This is a genomic window from Fluviicola sp. (assembly GCF_029266855.1).
Taxonomy (GTDB): Bacteria; Bacteroidota; Bacteroidia; order Flavobacteriales_D; family Crocinitomicaceae; genus Fluviicola.
On the sequence record NZ_JAQSWB010000004.1, the window covers coordinates 147,462 to 164,704 of the forward strand.

The 17,243-nt window shown below is 40.7% G+C and carries 15 protein-coding genes; 12 read left to right on the plus strand and 3 right to left on the minus strand.

Translation table 11 applies throughout. The annotated features are described in order from the left end of the window. Positions 1 to 156 precede the first annotated feature (156 nt). The 3 genes from K0S23_RS10930 to K0S23_RS10940 are packed head-to-tail and all read left to right on the plus strand — an operon-like array spanning position 157 to position 4,006. Positions 157 to 975, plus strand: coding sequence for a 3'(2'),5'-bisphosphate nucleotidase CysQ (locus K0S23_RS10930; protein WP_300357112.1), 819 nt, complete (start codon positions 157 to 159; stop codon positions 973 to 975). Further along, positions 972 to 2,513 carry a hypothetical protein gene (locus K0S23_RS10935; RefSeq protein WP_300357114.1) on the plus strand — a complete coding sequence of 514 codons (1,542 nt, stop codon included), beginning with the start codon at positions 972 to 974 and terminating at the stop codon, positions 2,511 to 2,513. Before K0S23_RS10930 ends, K0S23_RS10935 begins: the two co-directional genes overlap by 4 nt. Beyond that, on the plus strand, positions 2,513 to 4,006 hold the full coding sequence (locus tag K0S23_RS10940; RefSeq protein ID WP_300357116.1) for a hypothetical protein: 1,494 nt from the start codon (positions 2,513 to 2,515) through the stop codon (positions 4,004 to 4,006). Before K0S23_RS10935 ends, K0S23_RS10940 begins: the two co-directional genes overlap by 1 nt. A 59-nt stretch (positions 4,007 to 4,065) precedes the next feature. On the opposite strand, the gene K0S23_RS10945 is transcribed toward K0S23_RS10940, so the two are convergent. Then, positions 4,066 to 4,845: a DUF4382 domain-containing protein gene (locus K0S23_RS10945; RefSeq protein WP_300357119.1), complete on the minus strand. Its 780-nt coding sequence runs from the start codon at positions 4,843 to 4,845 to the stop codon at positions 4,066 to 4,068. A gap of 495 nt (positions 4,846 to 5,340) precedes the next feature. Between K0S23_RS10945 and cyoE the strand changes: the two genes are divergently transcribed. From cyoE to K0S23_RS10980, 7 genes are read left to right on the plus strand one after another with little or no spacing between them, the layout of a single operon-like run. Continuing rightward, positions 5,341 to 6,252 (plus strand): heme o synthase, encoded by a 912-nt coding sequence (gene cyoE, locus K0S23_RS10950; RefSeq protein ID WP_300357121.1) that lies wholly within the window; start codon positions 5,341 to 5,343, stop codon positions 6,250 to 6,252. A gap of 1 nt (position 6,253) precedes the next feature. Next, positions 6,254 to 7,309, plus strand: a complete 1,056-nt coding sequence (locus K0S23_RS10955) for a hypothetical protein (protein ID WP_300357123.1) — start codon at positions 6,254 to 6,256, stop codon at positions 7,307 to 7,309. A 21-nt stretch (positions 7,310 to 7,330) separates the two neighbouring features. Further along, positions 7,331 to 8,383: a cytochrome c oxidase subunit 3 gene (locus tag K0S23_RS10960; RefSeq protein WP_300357125.1), complete on the plus strand. Its 1,053-nt coding sequence runs from the start codon at positions 7,331 to 7,333 to the stop codon at positions 8,381 to 8,383. 19 nt (positions 8,384 to 8,402) lie between these two features. Then, positions 8,403 to 8,771 (plus strand): cytochrome C oxidase subunit IV family protein, encoded by a 369-nt coding sequence (locus tag K0S23_RS10965; protein WP_300357127.1) that lies wholly within the window; start codon positions 8,403 to 8,405, stop codon positions 8,769 to 8,771. Between the two features lie 25 nt (positions 8,772 to 8,796). Continuing rightward, entirely contained in the window at positions 8,797 to 9,489 is a 693-nt protein-coding gene (locus tag K0S23_RS10970; protein ID WP_300357129.1) for an SCO family protein, read from the plus strand. Continuing rightward, on the plus strand, positions 9,486 to 10,151 hold the full coding sequence (locus K0S23_RS10975) for an SCO family protein (protein ID WP_300357131.1): 666 nt from the start codon (positions 9,486 to 9,488) through the stop codon (positions 10,149 to 10,151). Before K0S23_RS10970 ends, K0S23_RS10975 begins: the two co-directional genes overlap by 4 nt. Continuing rightward, entirely contained in the window at positions 10,129 to 10,704 is a 576-nt protein-coding gene (locus K0S23_RS10980; protein ID WP_300357134.1) for a DUF420 domain-containing protein, read from the plus strand. Before K0S23_RS10975 ends, K0S23_RS10980 begins: the two co-directional genes overlap by 23 nt. Before the next feature lie 531 nt (positions 10,705 to 11,235). Here K0S23_RS10980 and K0S23_RS10985 read toward each other — a convergent pair. Both K0S23_RS10985 and K0S23_RS10990 read right to left on the minus strand, forming a co-directional pair. Next, on the minus strand, positions 11,236 to 12,066 hold the full coding sequence (locus K0S23_RS10985) for a DUF6089 family protein (protein ID WP_300357137.1): 831 nt from the start codon (positions 12,064 to 12,066) through the stop codon (positions 11,236 to 11,238). Positions 12,067 to 12,091: 25 nt separating this feature from the next. Beyond that, positions 12,092 to 13,105: an aspartate-semialdehyde dehydrogenase gene (locus tag K0S23_RS10990; protein ID WP_300357140.1), complete on the minus strand. Its 1,014-nt coding sequence runs from the start codon at positions 13,103 to 13,105 to the stop codon at positions 12,092 to 12,094. A 252-nt stretch (positions 13,106 to 13,357) separates the two neighbouring features. On the opposite strand from K0S23_RS10990, the gene K0S23_RS10995 reads away from it, so the two are divergent. Both K0S23_RS10995 and K0S23_RS11000 read left to right on the plus strand, forming a co-directional pair. Further along, positions 13,358 to 14,479: a DEAD/DEAH box helicase gene (locus K0S23_RS10995; protein ID WP_300357142.1), complete on the plus strand. Its 1,122-nt coding sequence runs from the start codon at positions 13,358 to 13,360 to the stop codon at positions 14,477 to 14,479. A 146-nt stretch (positions 14,480 to 14,625) separates the two neighbouring features. Next, positions 14,626 to 17,187 carry a lamin tail domain-containing protein gene (locus K0S23_RS11000; protein ID WP_300357144.1) on the plus strand — a complete coding sequence of 854 codons (2,562 nt, stop codon included), beginning with the start codon at positions 14,626 to 14,628 and terminating at the stop codon, positions 17,185 to 17,187. Positions 17,188 to 17,243 lie beyond the last annotated feature (56 nt).

A 17,243-nucleotide genomic window follows, 5' to 3' on the forward strand; every position in this document is an offset into this window, starting at 1 on the left:
GTTAATCTCTATTCACATGGGCAGAGGCGACTGGTAAGCGCCTCAAATATCTGCGCATTTGTGGTGAAAAAATGGTGCTGGTTATGTAATGTAGTTAATTTTCACTTTCAACTAAATTTAGCTTCAATGTTTCCCTTTTCTCACTACTTTTAACCGATGATTATCTCAGAGATCCGGACTTTTATACCTCTTGTTCTTAAAGCTTGTATTGAAGCCTCAGAAGCTATTATGCATATTTATAAAACAGGTTTTGATCCTTCGATGAAAGCAGACGGAAGCCCTGTCACCCAAGCCGATCTTCTGTCCAATTCAATTATCAAAAGTACGCTTGAAAAAACAGGGATTCCTACGATCATGGAGGAAAGTATTAACTCTCCCTTTGAAATTAGAAAATCGTGGGATACCGTTTGGATTGTTGATCCACTGGACGGGACAAAAGAATTTATCCGAAAAAACGGGGAATTTGCCATTTGCATTGCACTTGTTCATCAGAATCAAGCCGTATTGGGATTCATTGTTTCCCCGGCAACACAGGAAATTATCTTTGGCGGAAAAGATATCCCTGTTAATTTACTGGGTTTTAATGATCTTGAAAAAACTGAAAACTGGAAAGTAATTTCTCCTAAAACAGAAATCAACAAACCCTTCAAGATTGCCGGAAGCAGATCACATTATTCAGGAAATGATCTCCAATTCAACCAATCCATGCAGGAACTTTTCGGAGAAGTGGAATTCATCAAAAAAGGAAGTGCTTTAAAATTTTTCGACTTAGCTTTGGGAAAAGCAGATGTTTATCCGAGATTTGCACCGACAATGGAATGGGATATTGCCGCCGGACAAGCAATCATAGAAGCTCTGGGCGGAACGGTCGTACATGCCGAAACGGGGCAGGCGCTTGTTTACAATAAAGAAAACTTATACAATCCTTATTTCATAGTGAAAACAAAAGCTGTCATTGACCGATTGAATAAATGAAACTACTTTTAAATATCTATTTTTCATTCTTTCTGGTTTCCATAATTTATGGACAGCAATACCGTGTTTTACCCATCGAATCTTACTTCAAAGATATTTCTTTCTTCACTGACTCATCTTTTGCACCGATTTTTCCGGTAAGCGACAAGCAGGTCAATTATTACAATACGACAAAAGAACAAAAGCTGCGTTATTCAAGCGTCGGACACTATATCTATCAACGCGAAATCATTCAGCTCATTAAAAAAGAAGGTGCCATTTGGGTAAGTCCGATCTTAGATATTCAAATGGGTGCAGAACGCGGAGACACAAGTATGCGGCAATATTTGAATGTCCGTGGACTCCGGATAGAAGGCAGCATGAAAGACAAAGTGTTTTTCTCCGGGTCTTTTTATGAAAATCAAGCGATTCTTCCGTATTACGTTCAGCAATATGCTACAAACAGGGGGGAATTTTATCCGAATAGTTCAGATTCCGGCTACTACCAGGTCAATGCAGTGATTCCCGGAGGTGCACGTACAAAACCATTTAAGACCAATGGATTTGATTACGCTTATGCGACAGGAATGTTACAATGGCAAGTTTTAAAAAATTTATCCGTTTCAGCGGGGAATAATCCGATTTTTGTCGGTAGTGGTTACCGTTCGGTAATTTATTCCGATAATTCGCTTCCAACAATGAACTTCCGGGTGAATTATACATTAGGTAAAAAATGGAACTTCCAACTGATCCGCATGCAAGGGCTAAACATGCTCCGAATTCCATATGCAACAAACGGTGAAGCATTGTATGAACGAAAAGCCTTAAGTATCGGATCCATCTATTTCCAGCCGACCGAACATCTTCGAATAGGGTTGATTGAGGGAGGAACCTGGACCCGAGGAGATTCTATCCAGAAACAAGCGGTTGAAGGTGGATTTTATATTCCGATTCCGGGGGCTGCAACAATCCAGGAAGGAATCAATGGAAAAAGCTATGCTTATTTAGGCCTGGATCTGAACTGGAGAATCTGGAAAATCCTTTTATACGGACAATACGGAAGAAACCTGTATTCCAAATCCAGTGATGTCGGTCAGATCGGGATTCGTTACTGGCCATTCAAATCTCCCAACTACCTGGTCCACCTGGAGTACAACCACACCTCTTCAAACGCCTACAGATCTTCCAATCCACGGATCAACTACAGCAATTTCAATCTTCCGATCGGACACCCGATGGGAGCCGGGGTAGATGAAGTGATCCTGAGACTTCGTGCAGAATGGAATCATTTATTTATCAGTTCATCCACCAACTTCTACCTCAGTCAGTCCGATAATTACAGACAGTTGTTGCCAGTATATGAACTGCATTCAGGTACGATTCAGCAAGTATTTTATGAAAACCTGGAATTCGGATATAACTTCAATCACATTTACGGATTAGAAATCTTCGGCGCTGCAAAACTACGCCTGGTTAATCATCCGCTGCAAAACGGACAATCTTATTGGTTCAATGTAGGAATTCGAACAGCACTTAATAATCATTATTTCGACTTCTGATGCGGATCCAACTTCTCATAGCAGCATTCATTTGCGCTTTCCTAAGTTATTCGCAAGGAACGATTGATCGCATTCGTCACTTCAACCTGAAGTCTGACATTGCACCTTCACGTACAATCCATCATTCCATTCAGCCAGCGATTCGGTTTGTTATCGGAAAACCACAACCACCTTCACTGACAGACTCGCTCACACTTTCCAGCGAAACCAACATTTTTAAGGCTCCGTTCAGTGCGAAAAATTCGCATCGCAGTTTTGCCATTTTACCTGCAAGTGACAGTTATTTTCAATACGATACCGCAGTGAGTTACCGAGCCGCAATCGGTTTCAATTTCGAAAAAACATGGGGCAAGTGGTATAACCGCACTCAGCTTACATCCGGCTGGAGCTTAAGAGAAGATTACACCCAAACCCACGTGGCATTTTCTCCTTTACACAATCGGAATTCCTTTTGGTTCACAGATATCCGCACGCGCATTGGCTATACGCCGAACGACATGCTTCACATCAGTACAGGAATTGACAACCAGTTTTTTGGTGAAGGTTACCGTTCATTAATCCAGGGAGACCAGGTTGCTCCAAATCCTTTTGTCCAGTTCCGAGTGAATTTCTGGAACCTCGAATACGGATTACTCTACCAGTTTTTACATGAAAATAACCTGGCAAACAAAACCCGCGACTGGAAATACAACACCACTCATTACCTGAGCATGAATATCGGATCCAATTTCAATATTATGCTTTTGGAATCCGTCATCTTCCAGTCTAAAGACAGCACTTACAAGCGCGGATATGAAGTAGAATACCTAAACCCCTTTGTTTTCTTCCGTCCGCAGGAATACAGTTTGGGCTCTACAGACAACGTATTACTCGCCCTGCAGTCATCTTATTATTTTTCAAACAAAAAGCATTGTATTTACTTTCAATTACCATTGGACGAGTTTGTATTGGGAGAAATTACCAAACGTTCCAAATGGTGGGCAAATAAATACGGGCTGCAATTGGGAGTCAAGGGTCAGTTTAAGCGCTGGTCCTATCATTTCGAAGGAAATTTAGTCCGGCCGTACACTTTCTCGCATATTTCTTCAGGGCAAAACAACGGTTCTCTCGGCCTGCCGCTTGGTCATTACCTGGGAAGCAACTTTGCCGAACTGATTGCAACAGCCCGGATTCCATTCAGGAACTTTCAATTAACACTTTTCTCCTCTTTCTACCTGAAAGGATATGATGATTCTGCTGTCAGTTACGGAGGTGATATTTATAAAAGCTACACTTCACATCCAAAAGAATTCGAAAACACAATAGGTCAGGGTCTTACCCAACGTGCTGTCTCACTTCAGGCAAATGCCTCTACGACTTTGGACAAACTGCAATTGGAACTCTATCTTCAGGCCGGGTTGCAATACAGCTGGGGAGAAATGGGATCAAACACCGATCCGCTGATTTGTTTAGGTATCCGGAGCCGCCTGTTTAACGAGCGAAAAATCAGGTAATAAAAAAAGGATCCCATTGCTGAAATCCTTTTTTCGTTAACCTTCATCTACACAAAACTTTAGATTTGAATCGAGCCTAGACTTTTGATCTGGCCTTTAGAAACCGTTACGTTTTGTATGCTCTTTTGAGATGCTACCACTTCACCAAGTCCTTTCGCCTCAATCTTCAAAAGATAGGTTCCATCCGGAACTCCTTTAATTAAAAAATATCCATTCGCGTTTGTGTAAGTGCTTGCATTGTGCGATGCGTTACTTAAACTGATTGCTGCTTTTGTTGTACCGCTTACATGTCCCTGAACCCCGGTGTCCGGATCGGAGATTTCAGTCAGAACAGGATTCAATATATACCCTCCGCCTGCTTGAATAACAGATGAGCCCACATTGAAGTCCAGCAAAACACTTGATGTTACTCCGCTGTTTACCTGGCAATGAATTGGGACTTCAACCTGGTGAGAAACATTTGAGCTAAATGATAAATTCACCGTGTTGAGGCCATTTGTACCATTGAAAGACAGACTGTTTTCGCCGCTAAACGTCAACCGAAGTTTGGTGTATGTACCCGGCTGAACAGTTGTAGCGCTTGCAATGGTAACTTCTGCACCATTGGTCAGGTCGAGAATATTAATCTCCTGAGTGCTTTCATTGATAGTAACCCAGCCCGAATTCTCCAAATACGCTTCCACCTTCATGATTTCAACATTCAGGGCTACAAAATCCCCGGGTGAATCCGTCATTCTAACTTCCATTTGTCCCTGAGAGACCTTATTGTCTTTCTTACATGATTGAATAGTGAACCCTGCACAAACAACCAACAACGTTAATACCAGTATCCTTTTCATAATCGTGCATTTAATTCCGTCGGGGGTTTAACGAAGTTTATGCCAAAAGAAACCGGGAGATCTGAAATGAAGCCGAAACCACTTATAAATAAAGGAATGTTCAGGAAATGTATGAAGCGGTAATGTCTTAGGCTTGGTATGTTAATCTTATCAAAATGAAAAGATGATTTTCAATATGAAGGATTTTTGACAAAAAAAAGAGGGAGGCTTACCACTTCCTCCCTCAAACTAACACACCTATGACCCGATTTTTGAGTATTCAAAAAGAAACTCATAACCTGATACAGAACAAAGGTATCTTTAAAGTTAAATCAAACACATATAAATTAATAAGAGGTGGGAACGAAGTAACATTTGGTTCATTTTTAAGAATACTTGAAATAATCTTTATCTAAAATCAATCTAATTTAAACCCGAATTGAAATTTTGGATTGGAGTTGGGTACAACTTCACAACTTGATGCGTACATTTGCACAATCTTTAAAAAGAGTAATTATGGGTATCGGAAAAAAAGTGAAGATGTACATGAATTTCACCAAATTCAGACTCTCAGCCCTTGTTATTCTATCTGCCCTTTCCGGATATTTATTTGTAGGAGGTCATGACGGACTGGAAATGACTTACTTAATGCTTGGTGGTTTGCTGGTAACAGCTGCTTCCAACGGTTCCAATCAAATCTGGGAACGGGAACTGGATGTTTTGATGAACCGTACAGGAAAGAGACCACTTCCCATGGGAGAAATGTCAGTAAATGAAGGCCTGATCGTGGTAGCCGCTTGCTTACTGCCGGGTCTTTGGATGCTTCATGAGTTGAACCTGGCATCCATGCTTCTTGGTTTGGCTGCCTTTGTTTCCTATGTTTTCATCTACACTCCAATGAAACGCATTTCCACCTGGGCGGTTTTTGTGGGGGCATTTCCTGGGGCACTTCCACCCATGATCGGTGTTGTTGCAGGAACGGAATCGGGAGAGCTAGGCTTGGTTGCAGGAGTTCTGTTCTTTGTGCAATTCGTATGGCAGTTTCCGCATTTTTGGGCAATTGCGTGGGTTGTTTACGATGATTATCAGCAAGCAGGATTTTCATTACTACCATCAAAGGATGGGCGCACAAAAGGATCTGCTTTTCAGATAGTTATTTACTCGCTGGCATTGATCCCTTTTTCCTTATTACCATGGTTAATGGGCTGGACTAGTGACATTACCTTAATTGTAGCAGGAACTTGTTCAATCTTATTTTTTCTTCAAGCCTACAAACTTTTCTTGAGCCTTACCATTGCAGATGCCAGAAAACTGATGTTTGCCTCCTTTATCTGGTTACCAGTTGTTCAATTTTTATATGTGTTCGACAGAAATCTTCCGGCAATTAAAGCTGCTCTTGGGGAACACGTTACACTTTTTTTAAAATAATATGTCACAAAACGATTATAATCAAGAATTAACTCCCGAGGTTCGGGAGAAAATGCGAAAAAACCTCATTTACGTAGGGATTTTCAGCATCGTGATGCTATTTGCAGGTTTATCTTCAGGTTACATTGTAAGTGCAGGAGATACTTTTTGGGTCAAATACAATTTCCCACCGGCATTTTATATTTCCACAGCATTAATCATTTTAAGCAGTATCGTCCTGTTCTTTGGGATTAAAGCTGCTCAGAAAGGGAATGCAGGGATTTTGAAAACGATTGTTCCGCTAACTTTTATCCTGGGAGTTGGATTTGCATATTTCCAGTTTAAAGGATATAAAGAGCTTTATCAGAACGGGGCATTCCTGTCTTCCAAAATCACGGTTTCCGAAGGGCGCTACGGCACGTATTACGAGCTTCAGGTGGATGGGAAATACATGGAAGTCGACGGAAACGATTACCTGATTGCCGGAAAAATTATTTCTGAAGAGCAGAAAAAAGAAATCGGCGCTTTTGCAAAACAATTTGAGCGAATTACAAAAGTCAAAGATCCTAAGATTAGTGGTCTGGACAAATACACTATTCTATATAAGAGTCAACCGGTAAGCCTAAAGAACGGAAAGTTCTTTGTCCAGGATACTGTTGAATTGAAACGCGTTGATCTGATTCGACTGGAAGAATTTTCCTGGCATATTCGTGACGGGAGAGGCGATTTTTACCACGCTGGAAAATATGGAAAAGATTTTAAAATCTATTATAAGAAACAGGAACTGGACTACAAAGACAGAACCCTTTATTATAAAGGAATTCCTTTAAGCGCGCCACTTCAGCTTAAGATGGATTCGTCTTCCGATACAGCCACTTCCTATCTATACATATTGACCTTTTTGCACTTATTACATATTTTAGTTACGCTGATATTTGTATTCAGAGCTTCAATTCGTTCATTCTCAGGTAAATTAGCTGCTGATAATTTTCTTCCTGTGCGCACTCTTGCTATTTTCTGGCATTTTTTAGGCGTATTATGGATCTATTTGTTGCTTTTTTTGCTTTTTATTCATTAAACTTGCACAAAAAATTATAAAATGGCTGGACACGCTACAACACATGTCGACGCTGCAACCGCTTGGAGCGGGAAGGTTTCTCCGTTTAACGTAAGTTACGGAAAGCTTATGATGTGGTTTTTCTTGGTATCGGATGCATTGACATTCGGTGGATTGTTAGTTGCTTATGGTTATACGCGCCACACAACACAGGCTGCCTGGCCGATCGGTGAAGAGACTTTTGACTCCTTACCTTTCTTAGGTCACGGTTATCCTTTGATGTATGTTGCATTAATGACCTTTATTTTGATCGTATCTTCGGTTACGATGGTATTGGCAGTTGAGGCAGGTCACCGAATGGATAAGAAAGGTGTTATGAAGTGGATGATCGCTACGATCATCGGTGGTTTCTTCTTCCTGGGTTCCCAGGCATGGGAGTGGTCTCACTTTATCCACGGTTCTCATTTCGGAAGCGTTGAAATTCTATCCGGAGAACATACAGGATCCCGTGCTATTGTTAAAGGTCATTTCGGAGATCTGGAAAGCTTTACAGTAGTTCAGGCAGGAAAACACCACAAAGTTGGAGATGTGATCAAAGAAACTCCTGACGAATTGTTCCACCACTTCCGCACAGCGGTAATGAACGGACAAGTGAAGGACGGGAAAATTACACTTCACGACGGTTCTGTTGCTACATGGAAAAAACACCACGATGAGCATATGGAATTGATCATCAAAACTGACGGAAATGAGCACTCATTACCTAAAGTAACTAAGATCCACGGAAAAGATGCTGAAGTGAAATATTGGGAGTCTGTTAATTCAGGTAAAAAAGGAGCTATCATTTACGGAGCAGATCTTCAAAGCAACGAATACGGTCCTTCTCAATACGGTCAATTCTTCTTCTTCATTACCGGATTCCACGGATTCCACGTATTCTCCGGAGTAATGATCAATATTTTGATCTTCTTGGGTGTTTCCCGAGGAACATATCACAAACGCGGACATTACGAAATGGTTGAGAAAACAGGATTGTACTGGCACTTTGTCGATTTAGTATGGGTGTTTGTATTTACATTCTTCTACTTAGTTTAATTTTTTAGAACGATATATCATGGAAAGAGACGATATTATTGAATATTCATTAGATGCTCACCATAGCGAAGAGGCTGGTAAGAAGATTCGTCGTAAAATTTGGTTAGTAACAGCGATCCTTACTGTAATTACAGCATTTGAAGTTGCCGTAGGTGCAATGGTTCACCAGGACAACCCGTATTGGTGGGTAGTTAAATTGCTGTTCATCGGTTTGACTTTGTTGAAAGCAGGTTACATTGTACTTGTATTCATGCACTTAGGTGATGAAAGAAAAGTATTGAAGTATTGCATTTTAGTTCCGTATTTTATATTTGTTATATACCTTATTTTCATTGCTCTGACTGAAGCTAATGCAGTTCATCAAGCTTGGGAAACATACGGAGGATAGTTTTCACTTAAACGATTTATAGCCAATGGCTAAGTCAAATTCTAAGGCCGGTTCGTTAAAATCAGTGTTCGCACTACTGCTTTTATTCGGACCGGCTCTTATTTTAATATTCATTTCCACTCGGGGCTGCGAACACAAATTCAAAGAGCTGGATGACTACGGAGCAATTCCAAAATTCTCCTTAACGGATGCGAATGGAAAGGTATATACCAACGACTCTTTTAAGAATCAGATTGTACTTTATACTACCATTCAACCCTCTTGCCCGGATTCCTGCGGTGTAACAATCTGGCACCTGGATCAATTAATTTACCAGACGCTTCGTGAAAACAAAAAGAAACTGCATCATGTCAAACTGATCTCTATTCTTACAGACGGGGCGGGTAATCCCGACAAACACATCAAGGACGTGGAATTCATGTTAAGAGATCGCGTAGAGGGATTTGATCCTTCTATCTGGCTGGTACTTTCAGGAGATGCAAAATCTCTTTACAACATCAAACACAATGGTCAAACCCTGCTTCAGGAAGATAAAAAATACTTCGGCGGTTTCGGTTTCCAGGAATTGATGCTCCTTTCGGATAAAAGCAATCACTTGAGAATGGTCTTGCCTGGAAAAACAGAAGGTACAATTCGTACGATGCGTGATCACATGGCACTTTTGGAAAAAGAATACGATATCAAAGCATTCAAACTCAAGAAAGCGAAAGAACAATGAAACAAGTAATCTATGTCGCGTTGGCTCTAATCCTTTTCTCCGCTTGTAAAACAGAAGAGAAGAAACCGCAAGCCCTTCCCTATTTCGGGAACTACGACATCGTTTATTCCGAAACGGATGGTGTGCAGTCAATCGATACAGTTTTCCCGAAAATACCGGCATTCTCCTACCTGAACCAGGATTCCGTGGTAATTACCTCGAAGTCTATGAAAGGAAAGGTATGGATTGCCAATTTTTTCTTTACCAGCTGTCCGAGTATTTGTCCGCCAATGATCTCGCAAATGAAGCGCTTGAACATACTGACTAAAGATCTTGCTTCGGAGGTTCAGTTTATGTCATTCAGCATTGATCCGAAAACCGATCAACCACACGTTTTAAAGAATTATATCCGAAACAACGGGATTCAGGCAAGCAATTGGCATTTTTTCACCGGTGACGAAGCAAAAACACACCGTCTTGGAGTTATGCATTTCATGGTACATGCGGATAAAGACCCTATGGCAGCCGGTGGTTTTGCACACAGTGACGGGATGGTTTTAGTTGACCGTGAAGGATATGTCAGAGGAGTTTATCGTGGTACTCAAACACGGGAGGTCGATAAATTAAATAAAGACCTACGCAAATTATTAGAAATTGAATATGGAATCAACTCAAAGCACTAAACATGGGATTCGCAAACTGATTATTGCACTTTCTATCGTTATACCACTTGTAGTCGCAGCATTGTTTAAAGTAAAAATCGAAGGATATGACTGGCATTTCCTGCCGTCAATTTATGCCTGTATCAATGGTCTGACAGCCATTCTTTTAGTTGTCGCCTTAGTTGCCATCAAACAAAAGAAAATCAGCCTGCACGAAGCAATCATTAAAGTTTGCATGGTACTATCAGTTTTATTTCTTTTGTGTTACATTGCTTATCATATGACCTCCGATCCAACGGTTTATGGTGATTTAAACGGAAGCGGTGAATTGGAACAATACGAGCTGAAGACCCTGTCATCTGCAAGCAAAATCGCTTACTATTTAATATTGATCACGCACATTATCTTAAGTGTGGCTGTGATTCCTATGGTTCTTTTCTCTTATTTGTATGCCTGGGAAGGAAAATACGATAAGCACCGTAAATGGACGAAAATTACCTGGCCTTTGTGGTTCTATGTTGCTGCAAGCGGAGTGGTGGTTTATTTGATGATTTCGCCTTACTATCCGAATTGATTCCTAAATTGGACTAAGCTGATTAAAAGAGCAGGTTATGTAAGAAAAACATTCCTCATTTTTTACCGCAGATGCACAGATTCTAAGGGCGCTTACCAGTGGGAATTATGTATTTAACACAGGTAAGTTCTAAATCTTTGCGCTCTCTGTTTCTCTGCGGTTTATAAATCCTACCTTATTTAACCGCAAAGAGTGAAAGAACGCAAAGGTTTGAATAGCTGTCTTATTAAAAATCAATTTCCTAAATTTCATTTTTCGTTACTTTCTTATGTAACTTTTGGTGTTACCTGTTTTAAGTACATAAATCCCCTTACCAGTCGCCCTCATACTCAGCATATAACTATTAGAAAAATACAGACTGAGTTGTGGTTGTCAGGAAACCTAAATGTGTGGTTTATTTGATGATTTCGCCTTATTATCCGAACTAATTACGAATGCCGAATGAAGGCTTTGCTTTGACGTTAGTTAGATTCTTGATTCTAAACTAGACTTTGGAATTTAAGACCGAAGCAAGTTATAATTTGGATTTTTCTATTTGGGTTGTGGACAGCTTTGTTTCCCGCCCATACGGATCATCAGACCAATTCCGAAGAAAGTGTACCAATCCCTGGAAGCGCGGTTTCCTCTTTGTCCGAAACGATTACCATCCAAACTTCTGTTGCTTAATGCCGCAGAGGTTGGTCCGTTTTGAGCAGCCAAAAGCAAAGGGTCTGCATAGCGGTATCCGCCTACATCATCCAGATAATCCGTAAACAGAAAACGGATCCCGTACTCGATATTTAAACCGATATTCGGAGTAAGAGAAATACGGGCTCCCACTGCAAGCGGAACCCCCAATTGAATTCTTGAATACTTTCCTCTATCAGATAATTCGGTTCCCTGACCTTCGGTTCCTAATGGCTGCAGTTCAGTCATGGTCCCGTTATAATCTGTCATCGGATTAATCTTTGTTAACGATAATTCAGCTAACAAGTAAGCGGTTCCTTTATACCGCCTGTTTCCAATCTCAAATGGAAAATAGGTGACTTCGATTCCGGATCCGAATTCAAATAAATCAGATTGAAAAGACAGATTCCTGTTTTTATAGAAATCCAATTTCTGTTCACTGTCATATGCTTCAATTTTCCCGTATGTGAAATTCAAGCGATAGGCCAAACGTGCATTGATATTATAACGGTAAAGCAATTGACCTGCGATATTCGTACGCTTGAAATGTGCCTGGTTCAAATCCCCAATATAATAACTTCCCCCAACCATGAAGCCAATTTCAGAACGCGACCAGCCGTTATGTCTGTGCGCCTTTTGACTCCATGAATACGAAGTTAAAATACAAATCAATAAAACCAGAATTTTGTTCTGCATACGCCTATAACGAAAATGGAAGTGATTAATTGTGTGTTCCCGCAGTCATTGGCACTAAAATCCCTTTCTTTATCAGAAGTTCAGCAATTTGAACCGCATTTGTAGCAGCACCTTTTCTCAAATTATCTGCTACGACCCACATATTCAATGTTTTTTCCTGGCTTTCATCTCTTCGGATCCTTCCTACAAACACATCGTCTTTAGACTGGGCAAAACGAGGCATCGGGTAGGAATTGGTAGTCGGATCATCTTTTAAAGTGATTCCCGGAGTTTCATGAAGCAGTTTTCGAACATCCGCCAAATCGAATTCCTTTTCGAATTCTACATTCACAGCTTCAGAATGCCCACCAACAACAGGAACACGTACAGCGGTTGCCGTAACTGAAATTGCAGGATCCAGTATTTTCTTCGTCTCATTTGTCAATTTCATTTCCTCTTTGGTATAGCCGTTATCCAGGAAGGAATCACAATGAGGGATGCAATTTTTATCAATCGGGTAATTGTAAGCCATTTCCCCGGAAATACCGGCGCGTTCGTTCTCCAATTGCTGAACAGCCTTCACACCCGTTCCGGTGATTGACTGATATGTCGAAACAACTACTCGTTTCACGCCATAAGCTTTATGTAAAGGAGCGAGCGCCATTAACAGCTGGATGGTACTGCAATTTGGATTCGCAATAATCTTGTCAGAAGCTGTTAAGCTCTCTCCGTTGATTTCAGGAACGATCAATTTTTTATCCGGATGCATTCTCCATGCCGAACTGTTATCGATCACCGTTGTACCGACAGCCTCAAACTTCGGAGCCCATTCCAGTGAAGTTTCACCACCCGCGGAAAAAATAGCCACGTCGGGTTTCATGTTTACAGCAGTAGCCAAATCCACAACCGGGAATTCCAAACCTCCGAATTCGATCATCTTACCAACCGACTTTTCAGACGCAACAGGTATTAATTCTGTAATGGGAAATGACCGCTCTCTTAATACTTCCAGCATTACATTTCCTACCATTCCTGTTGCTCCGACAACTGCTACTCTCATAACCAAACTATTTTTGACAAAAATAAGTTTATTTCACTGTTTTGAGGTGAAAGTAATTGAAAATTGAAAATGTAAAACTTAGAAGAAATAGCATTCCTACCTACGAGGAAATTCCCCTTTTCAATTTTCAATTATCCATTCTCACTTGAATATCGTACCTTTGCACTGGAAAAATCATTTTCTGCCGATTTGAAGTGAGGAAAAGTTCACCACACGTGACAATCAGTTCGGACAATTTTACAGAACAATTTCATGCAATTTGATGAATTAAACCTGCTTCCACATTTATTGGATGCACTAAAAGAATTAGAATACACTACACCAACACCTATTCAAGAACAATCCATTCCCAGTTTATTAGAAGGTAAAGACCTTTTTGGTTGTGCTCAAACAGGTACGGGAAAAACTGCAGCTTTTGCATTGCCTATCTTACAACATCTGGATCCGGATGGCCAGGTAAAAGGAAAAAGACCTATCCGCTGTTTGGTACTAGCTCCTACAAGAGAATTAGCGAACCAAATCAATGATAGTTTCAAAACTTACGGGAAATTTTCCAAGCTAAGATCAATGGTAATTTTTGGTGGTGTCAATCAAAACAAGCAAGTCAATCAGTTAAATGCCGGAGTCGATATTCTGGTTGCAACTCCCGGAAGATTGCTGGATTTGATGAACCAGGGTCATATTCATTTGTCCAAGATCACACATTTTGTGTTGGACGAAGCAGACCGTATGCTGGACATGGGATTTATCCATGATATCAAAAAAATCCTTCCGCGTTTGCCTAAAAACAAACAAAACATCTTTTTCTCTGCAACTATTTCTCCAACTATTATGGAGCTTGCAGGAACCATCTTATTTGATCCGGTAAACGTACGAGTTACCCCGGTTTCTTCTACAGCAGAAATTGTTGATCAGTTTGTATACTATGTTGAAAAGGCTGATAAACGCAATTTCCTGAAACAACTGATCAAAACAGAAAACATTTCTCATGCGATTGTTTTTACACGTACAAAACATGGTGCAGACCGTGTTGCCCGTGAGTTAACAAAATCAGGACTCCGCGCTGAAGCAATTCATGGCGATAAATCTCAGAATGCACGTGAAAGAGCTTTAGCAGGATTTAAGAATCGTACTGTCAGTTTTTTAATTGCAACCGATATTGCATCCCGCGGGATTGATATTGACCAATTGGAATACGTAATCAATTTTGAAATTCCGGAAGTAGCAGAAACGTATGTACACCGCATCGGTAGAACAGGTCGTGCAGGTTCAAGCGGAGTTGCATACACTATGTGTTCAAGCGAGGAAAAAGCTTCTTTGAAGGCTATTCAAAAGTTGATCAATCAGCAAATTCCGGAGCGAACACTGAAATAATCTTTGCAAAATTTCAATATTGCAAAATTTAAACATTGCAATATTGCCATGTTCAATAAAAGTGTAGTCAAAAATTTCTATCCAAACTATTGAATTTTACTTCTTCATAAAGTCGGACTTTTGTATATTTAGTCCGACTTAATGATATGAAAACACTTTTCATTGTTCTTACACTACTTTTTCCTCTATTGGGCTGGAACCAGGTAACGGATGATTTCTCCGACGGAGATTTCACAGCAAATCCTGTTTGGAGCGGTACTAATTCGACCTATATTGTAAACCCAAGCCAGGAATTACAACTAAGCAATACCGTAGCTGCAAGTTCTTATCTGTCAATTCCGCACAATTTATCTTCCCTGGATAATAAACAATGGGAATTATTGGTTCGTCAGACCTTTGCACCAAGTTCAAGTAATTTCGGAAGAGTATATCTTACTTCGACGGCCGCTGATCTCAGTACAAACCCTGATGGTTTTTACCTTCAGTTCGGAGAAGCCGGAGCGACAGATGCCGTAAGACTGTACAAAATCGTTTCCGGAGTTTCCACCCAAATCTGTGCATCACCTGACGGTCAGATCGCCGCTTCGTTTACAACACGGGTAAAGGTGGTAAGGGACAATACAGGGCTCTGGAACTTGTATGTAGATGCAAGCGGAGGAACAAATTATGGAAGTCCTTATACGGGAACTGATGTCACTGTTTTGCTTGGAACACATTTCGGAGTGACTCAAACTTATACTGCTTCAAACGCCAGCAAGTTTTACTACGATGAGATTTATATAGGAAACGAAATCGTAGATACCCAGGCCCCAACTTTGGTCAGTTCAACAGTTATTACCAATACTCAAATAGACTTATTATTTAGCGAAACGGTTGGAGGAACTGCTTATCTCCAAAACAGCAATTACTCATTAAATCCGGTTGTTCCGGTTTCCAATGTCTCGGTTGACGGAACGAACAACGCTTTGCTTCATCTCATTTTGGGAACACCCCTTACAAACGGACAAAGCTATGCGATAAGCATTTCAAGCATTGAAGATGTTTTTGGGAATGCGGCTACTAATCTGACCGGAAGTTTCACTTACCTGGTAGGAGAAAATGCTGTGAAAGGCGATGTGATCATTTCCGAGATTATGGTAGATCCCTCGCCAATAATCGGTCTACCTGAACTGGAATTTATCGAAATTTATAACAAAAGCAACAAGTACATTGACTTATCGGGCTGGAAACTGGGTGACCAAAGCGGTGACGGAACAATTTTATCCGGATTTATTAATCCAGGTCAATACAAAATCCTTTGTGCAAGTGCAAGTACACCGGATTTTCCAGGTTCATATGGAGTAAGCAGTTTTCCAAGTTATAATAATTCCGGTGACGACGTGGTTCTGAAAGATGATAGTGGAATGCTCATTGATAAAATCTCGTTTACGGATTCCTGGTACCAGGATCCGGTAAAAGAAGACGGAGGATATACTCTGGAATTAATTAATCCGAATGATCCCTGCTCTAATGCTTCGAACTGGATTGCCTCCAATAGCGTGACAGGAGGAACCCCCGGTGTTCAAAACTCGGTTTACGACATTACTCCCGACACACAAGCTCCGCATATAACAAGTTTGATCGCATTCAGTCCGAATTACCTGGAAGTGCACTTTTCAGAAGGAATGGATTCTGCAAGTTTGGTCAATGCTGCGCTGGTTACAAATCCCAGCTTAAGTGTTCAATCGATCTCTGTTGTATCTGCTTTTAGTAAGCAGGCTGTAATTACATTTAATGAGACTTTGGCTTTAAGTCAACATTATACCCTATCCTACGGGCCGGTGAGCGATTGCTGGTTAAACAGCGCTACTTTATCCGGAGATTTTGCTTTAGCTGATGTTCCTCATGCGGGAGATTTGGTTATCAATGAGATTTTATTTGACCCGGCAAGCGGTGGATCAGATTTTGTAGAAATCTATAACCGTTCTTCCAAAGTGATTAATCTGAATGATCTGATCATTGCGAATTTGGATGGAGATACTGTTGAATTAACCGAAAACTATTTCCTGAATCCTGCTTCATACGTAGTATTAACTCCCGACAGCGCTTATCAAAAAAGCACTTTTCCACAGTCCGTTGCGGGACGATTTTACTTAACCGGTCTTCCATCTTTGGATAATGATTTTTCAACCATTCAATTGCTTTATGATTCGTTGCTTATCGATCAGGTTACTTATTATGAAGACTGGCATTTATCTCTAATCGATAATACCGAAAACAAAACATTGGAGCGGATCAACCCGGAAGGAGCCTCATCAAGTGCTTCCAACTGGCATACAGCTGCCGAGACGGTTGGATTTGGAACACCAGGCAGAATAAACTCCCAGTACATGTCGGGAAGTGTATCCTCCACCTTCGGAACTACAGAACCCATTTTTTCTCCGGACAATGATGGTTTCCAGGATGTGATCTTGTTCCAGTACAATTTTGAAGTTGGAATGACTGCCACACTCAAAATATTTGACAATCAGGGTCGCGAAGTACACACCTTATTCTCAAGCGAATTACTAGGTCAGCAGGGAAGCTTTACCTGGGATGGAATAATGTCAAACAATCAAAAAGCCCCGATCGGAATTTATATTGCAGTGATCGAAGCATTTTCTATAGAAGATAAGGGGAAGCAGTTTGCTAAGCGCGTTGGATTTACTTTAGCCGGAAAGTTAGACTAAAATCCGAATTTGGAATTTTCCAAAATCCCAATGTCCCAATATTGGGACAGCACTGA

Bases quoted from the DNA above. Each gene is read 5' to 3' on its own strand.
- K0S23_RS10930 (WP_300357112.1), top strand. From the start codon at position 157: ATGATTATCTCAGAGATCCGGACTTTTATACCTCTTGTTCTTAAAGCT.
- K0S23_RS10935 (WP_300357114.1), top strand. From the start codon at position 972: ATGAAACTACTTTTAAATATCTATTTTTCATTCTTTCTGGTTTCCATA.
- K0S23_RS10940 (WP_300357116.1), top strand. From the start codon at position 2,513: ATGCGGATCCAACTTCTCATAGCAGCATTCATTTGCGCTTTCCTAAGT.
- K0S23_RS10945 (WP_300357119.1), bottom strand. From the start codon at position 4,845: ATGAAAAGGATACTGGTATTAACGTTGTTGGTTGTTTGTGCAGGGTTC.
- cyoE (WP_300357121.1), top strand. From the start codon at position 5,341: ATGGGTATCGGAAAAAAAGTGAAGATGTACATGAATTTCACCAAATTC.
- K0S23_RS10955 (WP_300357123.1), top strand. From the start codon at position 6,254: ATGTCACAAAACGATTATAATCAAGAATTAACTCCCGAGGTTCGGGAG.
- K0S23_RS10960 (WP_300357125.1), top strand. From the start codon at position 7,331: ATGGCTGGACACGCTACAACACATGTCGACGCTGCAACCGCTTGGAGC.
- K0S23_RS10965 (WP_300357127.1), top strand. From the start codon at position 8,403: ATGGAAAGAGACGATATTATTGAATATTCATTAGATGCTCACCATAGC.
- K0S23_RS10970 (WP_300357129.1), top strand. From the start codon at position 8,797: ATGGCTAAGTCAAATTCTAAGGCCGGTTCGTTAAAATCAGTGTTCGCA.
- K0S23_RS10975 (WP_300357131.1), top strand. From the start codon at position 9,486: ATGAAACAAGTAATCTATGTCGCGTTGGCTCTAATCCTTTTCTCCGCT.
- K0S23_RS10980 (WP_300357134.1), top strand. From the start codon at position 10,129: ATGGAATCAACTCAAAGCACTAAACATGGGATTCGCAAACTGATTATT.
- K0S23_RS10985 (WP_300357137.1), bottom strand. From the start codon at position 12,066: ATGCAGAACAAAATTCTGGTTTTATTGATTTGTATTTTAACTTCGTAT.
- K0S23_RS10990 (WP_300357140.1), bottom strand. From the start codon at position 13,105: ATGAGAGTAGCAGTTGTCGGAGCAACAGGAATGGTAGGAAATGTAATG.
- K0S23_RS10995 (WP_300357142.1), top strand. From the start codon at position 13,358: ATGCAATTTGATGAATTAAACCTGCTTCCACATTTATTGGATGCACTA.
- K0S23_RS11000 (WP_300357144.1), top strand. From the start codon at position 14,626: ATGAAAACACTTTTCATTGTTCTTACACTACTTTTTCCTCTATTGGGC.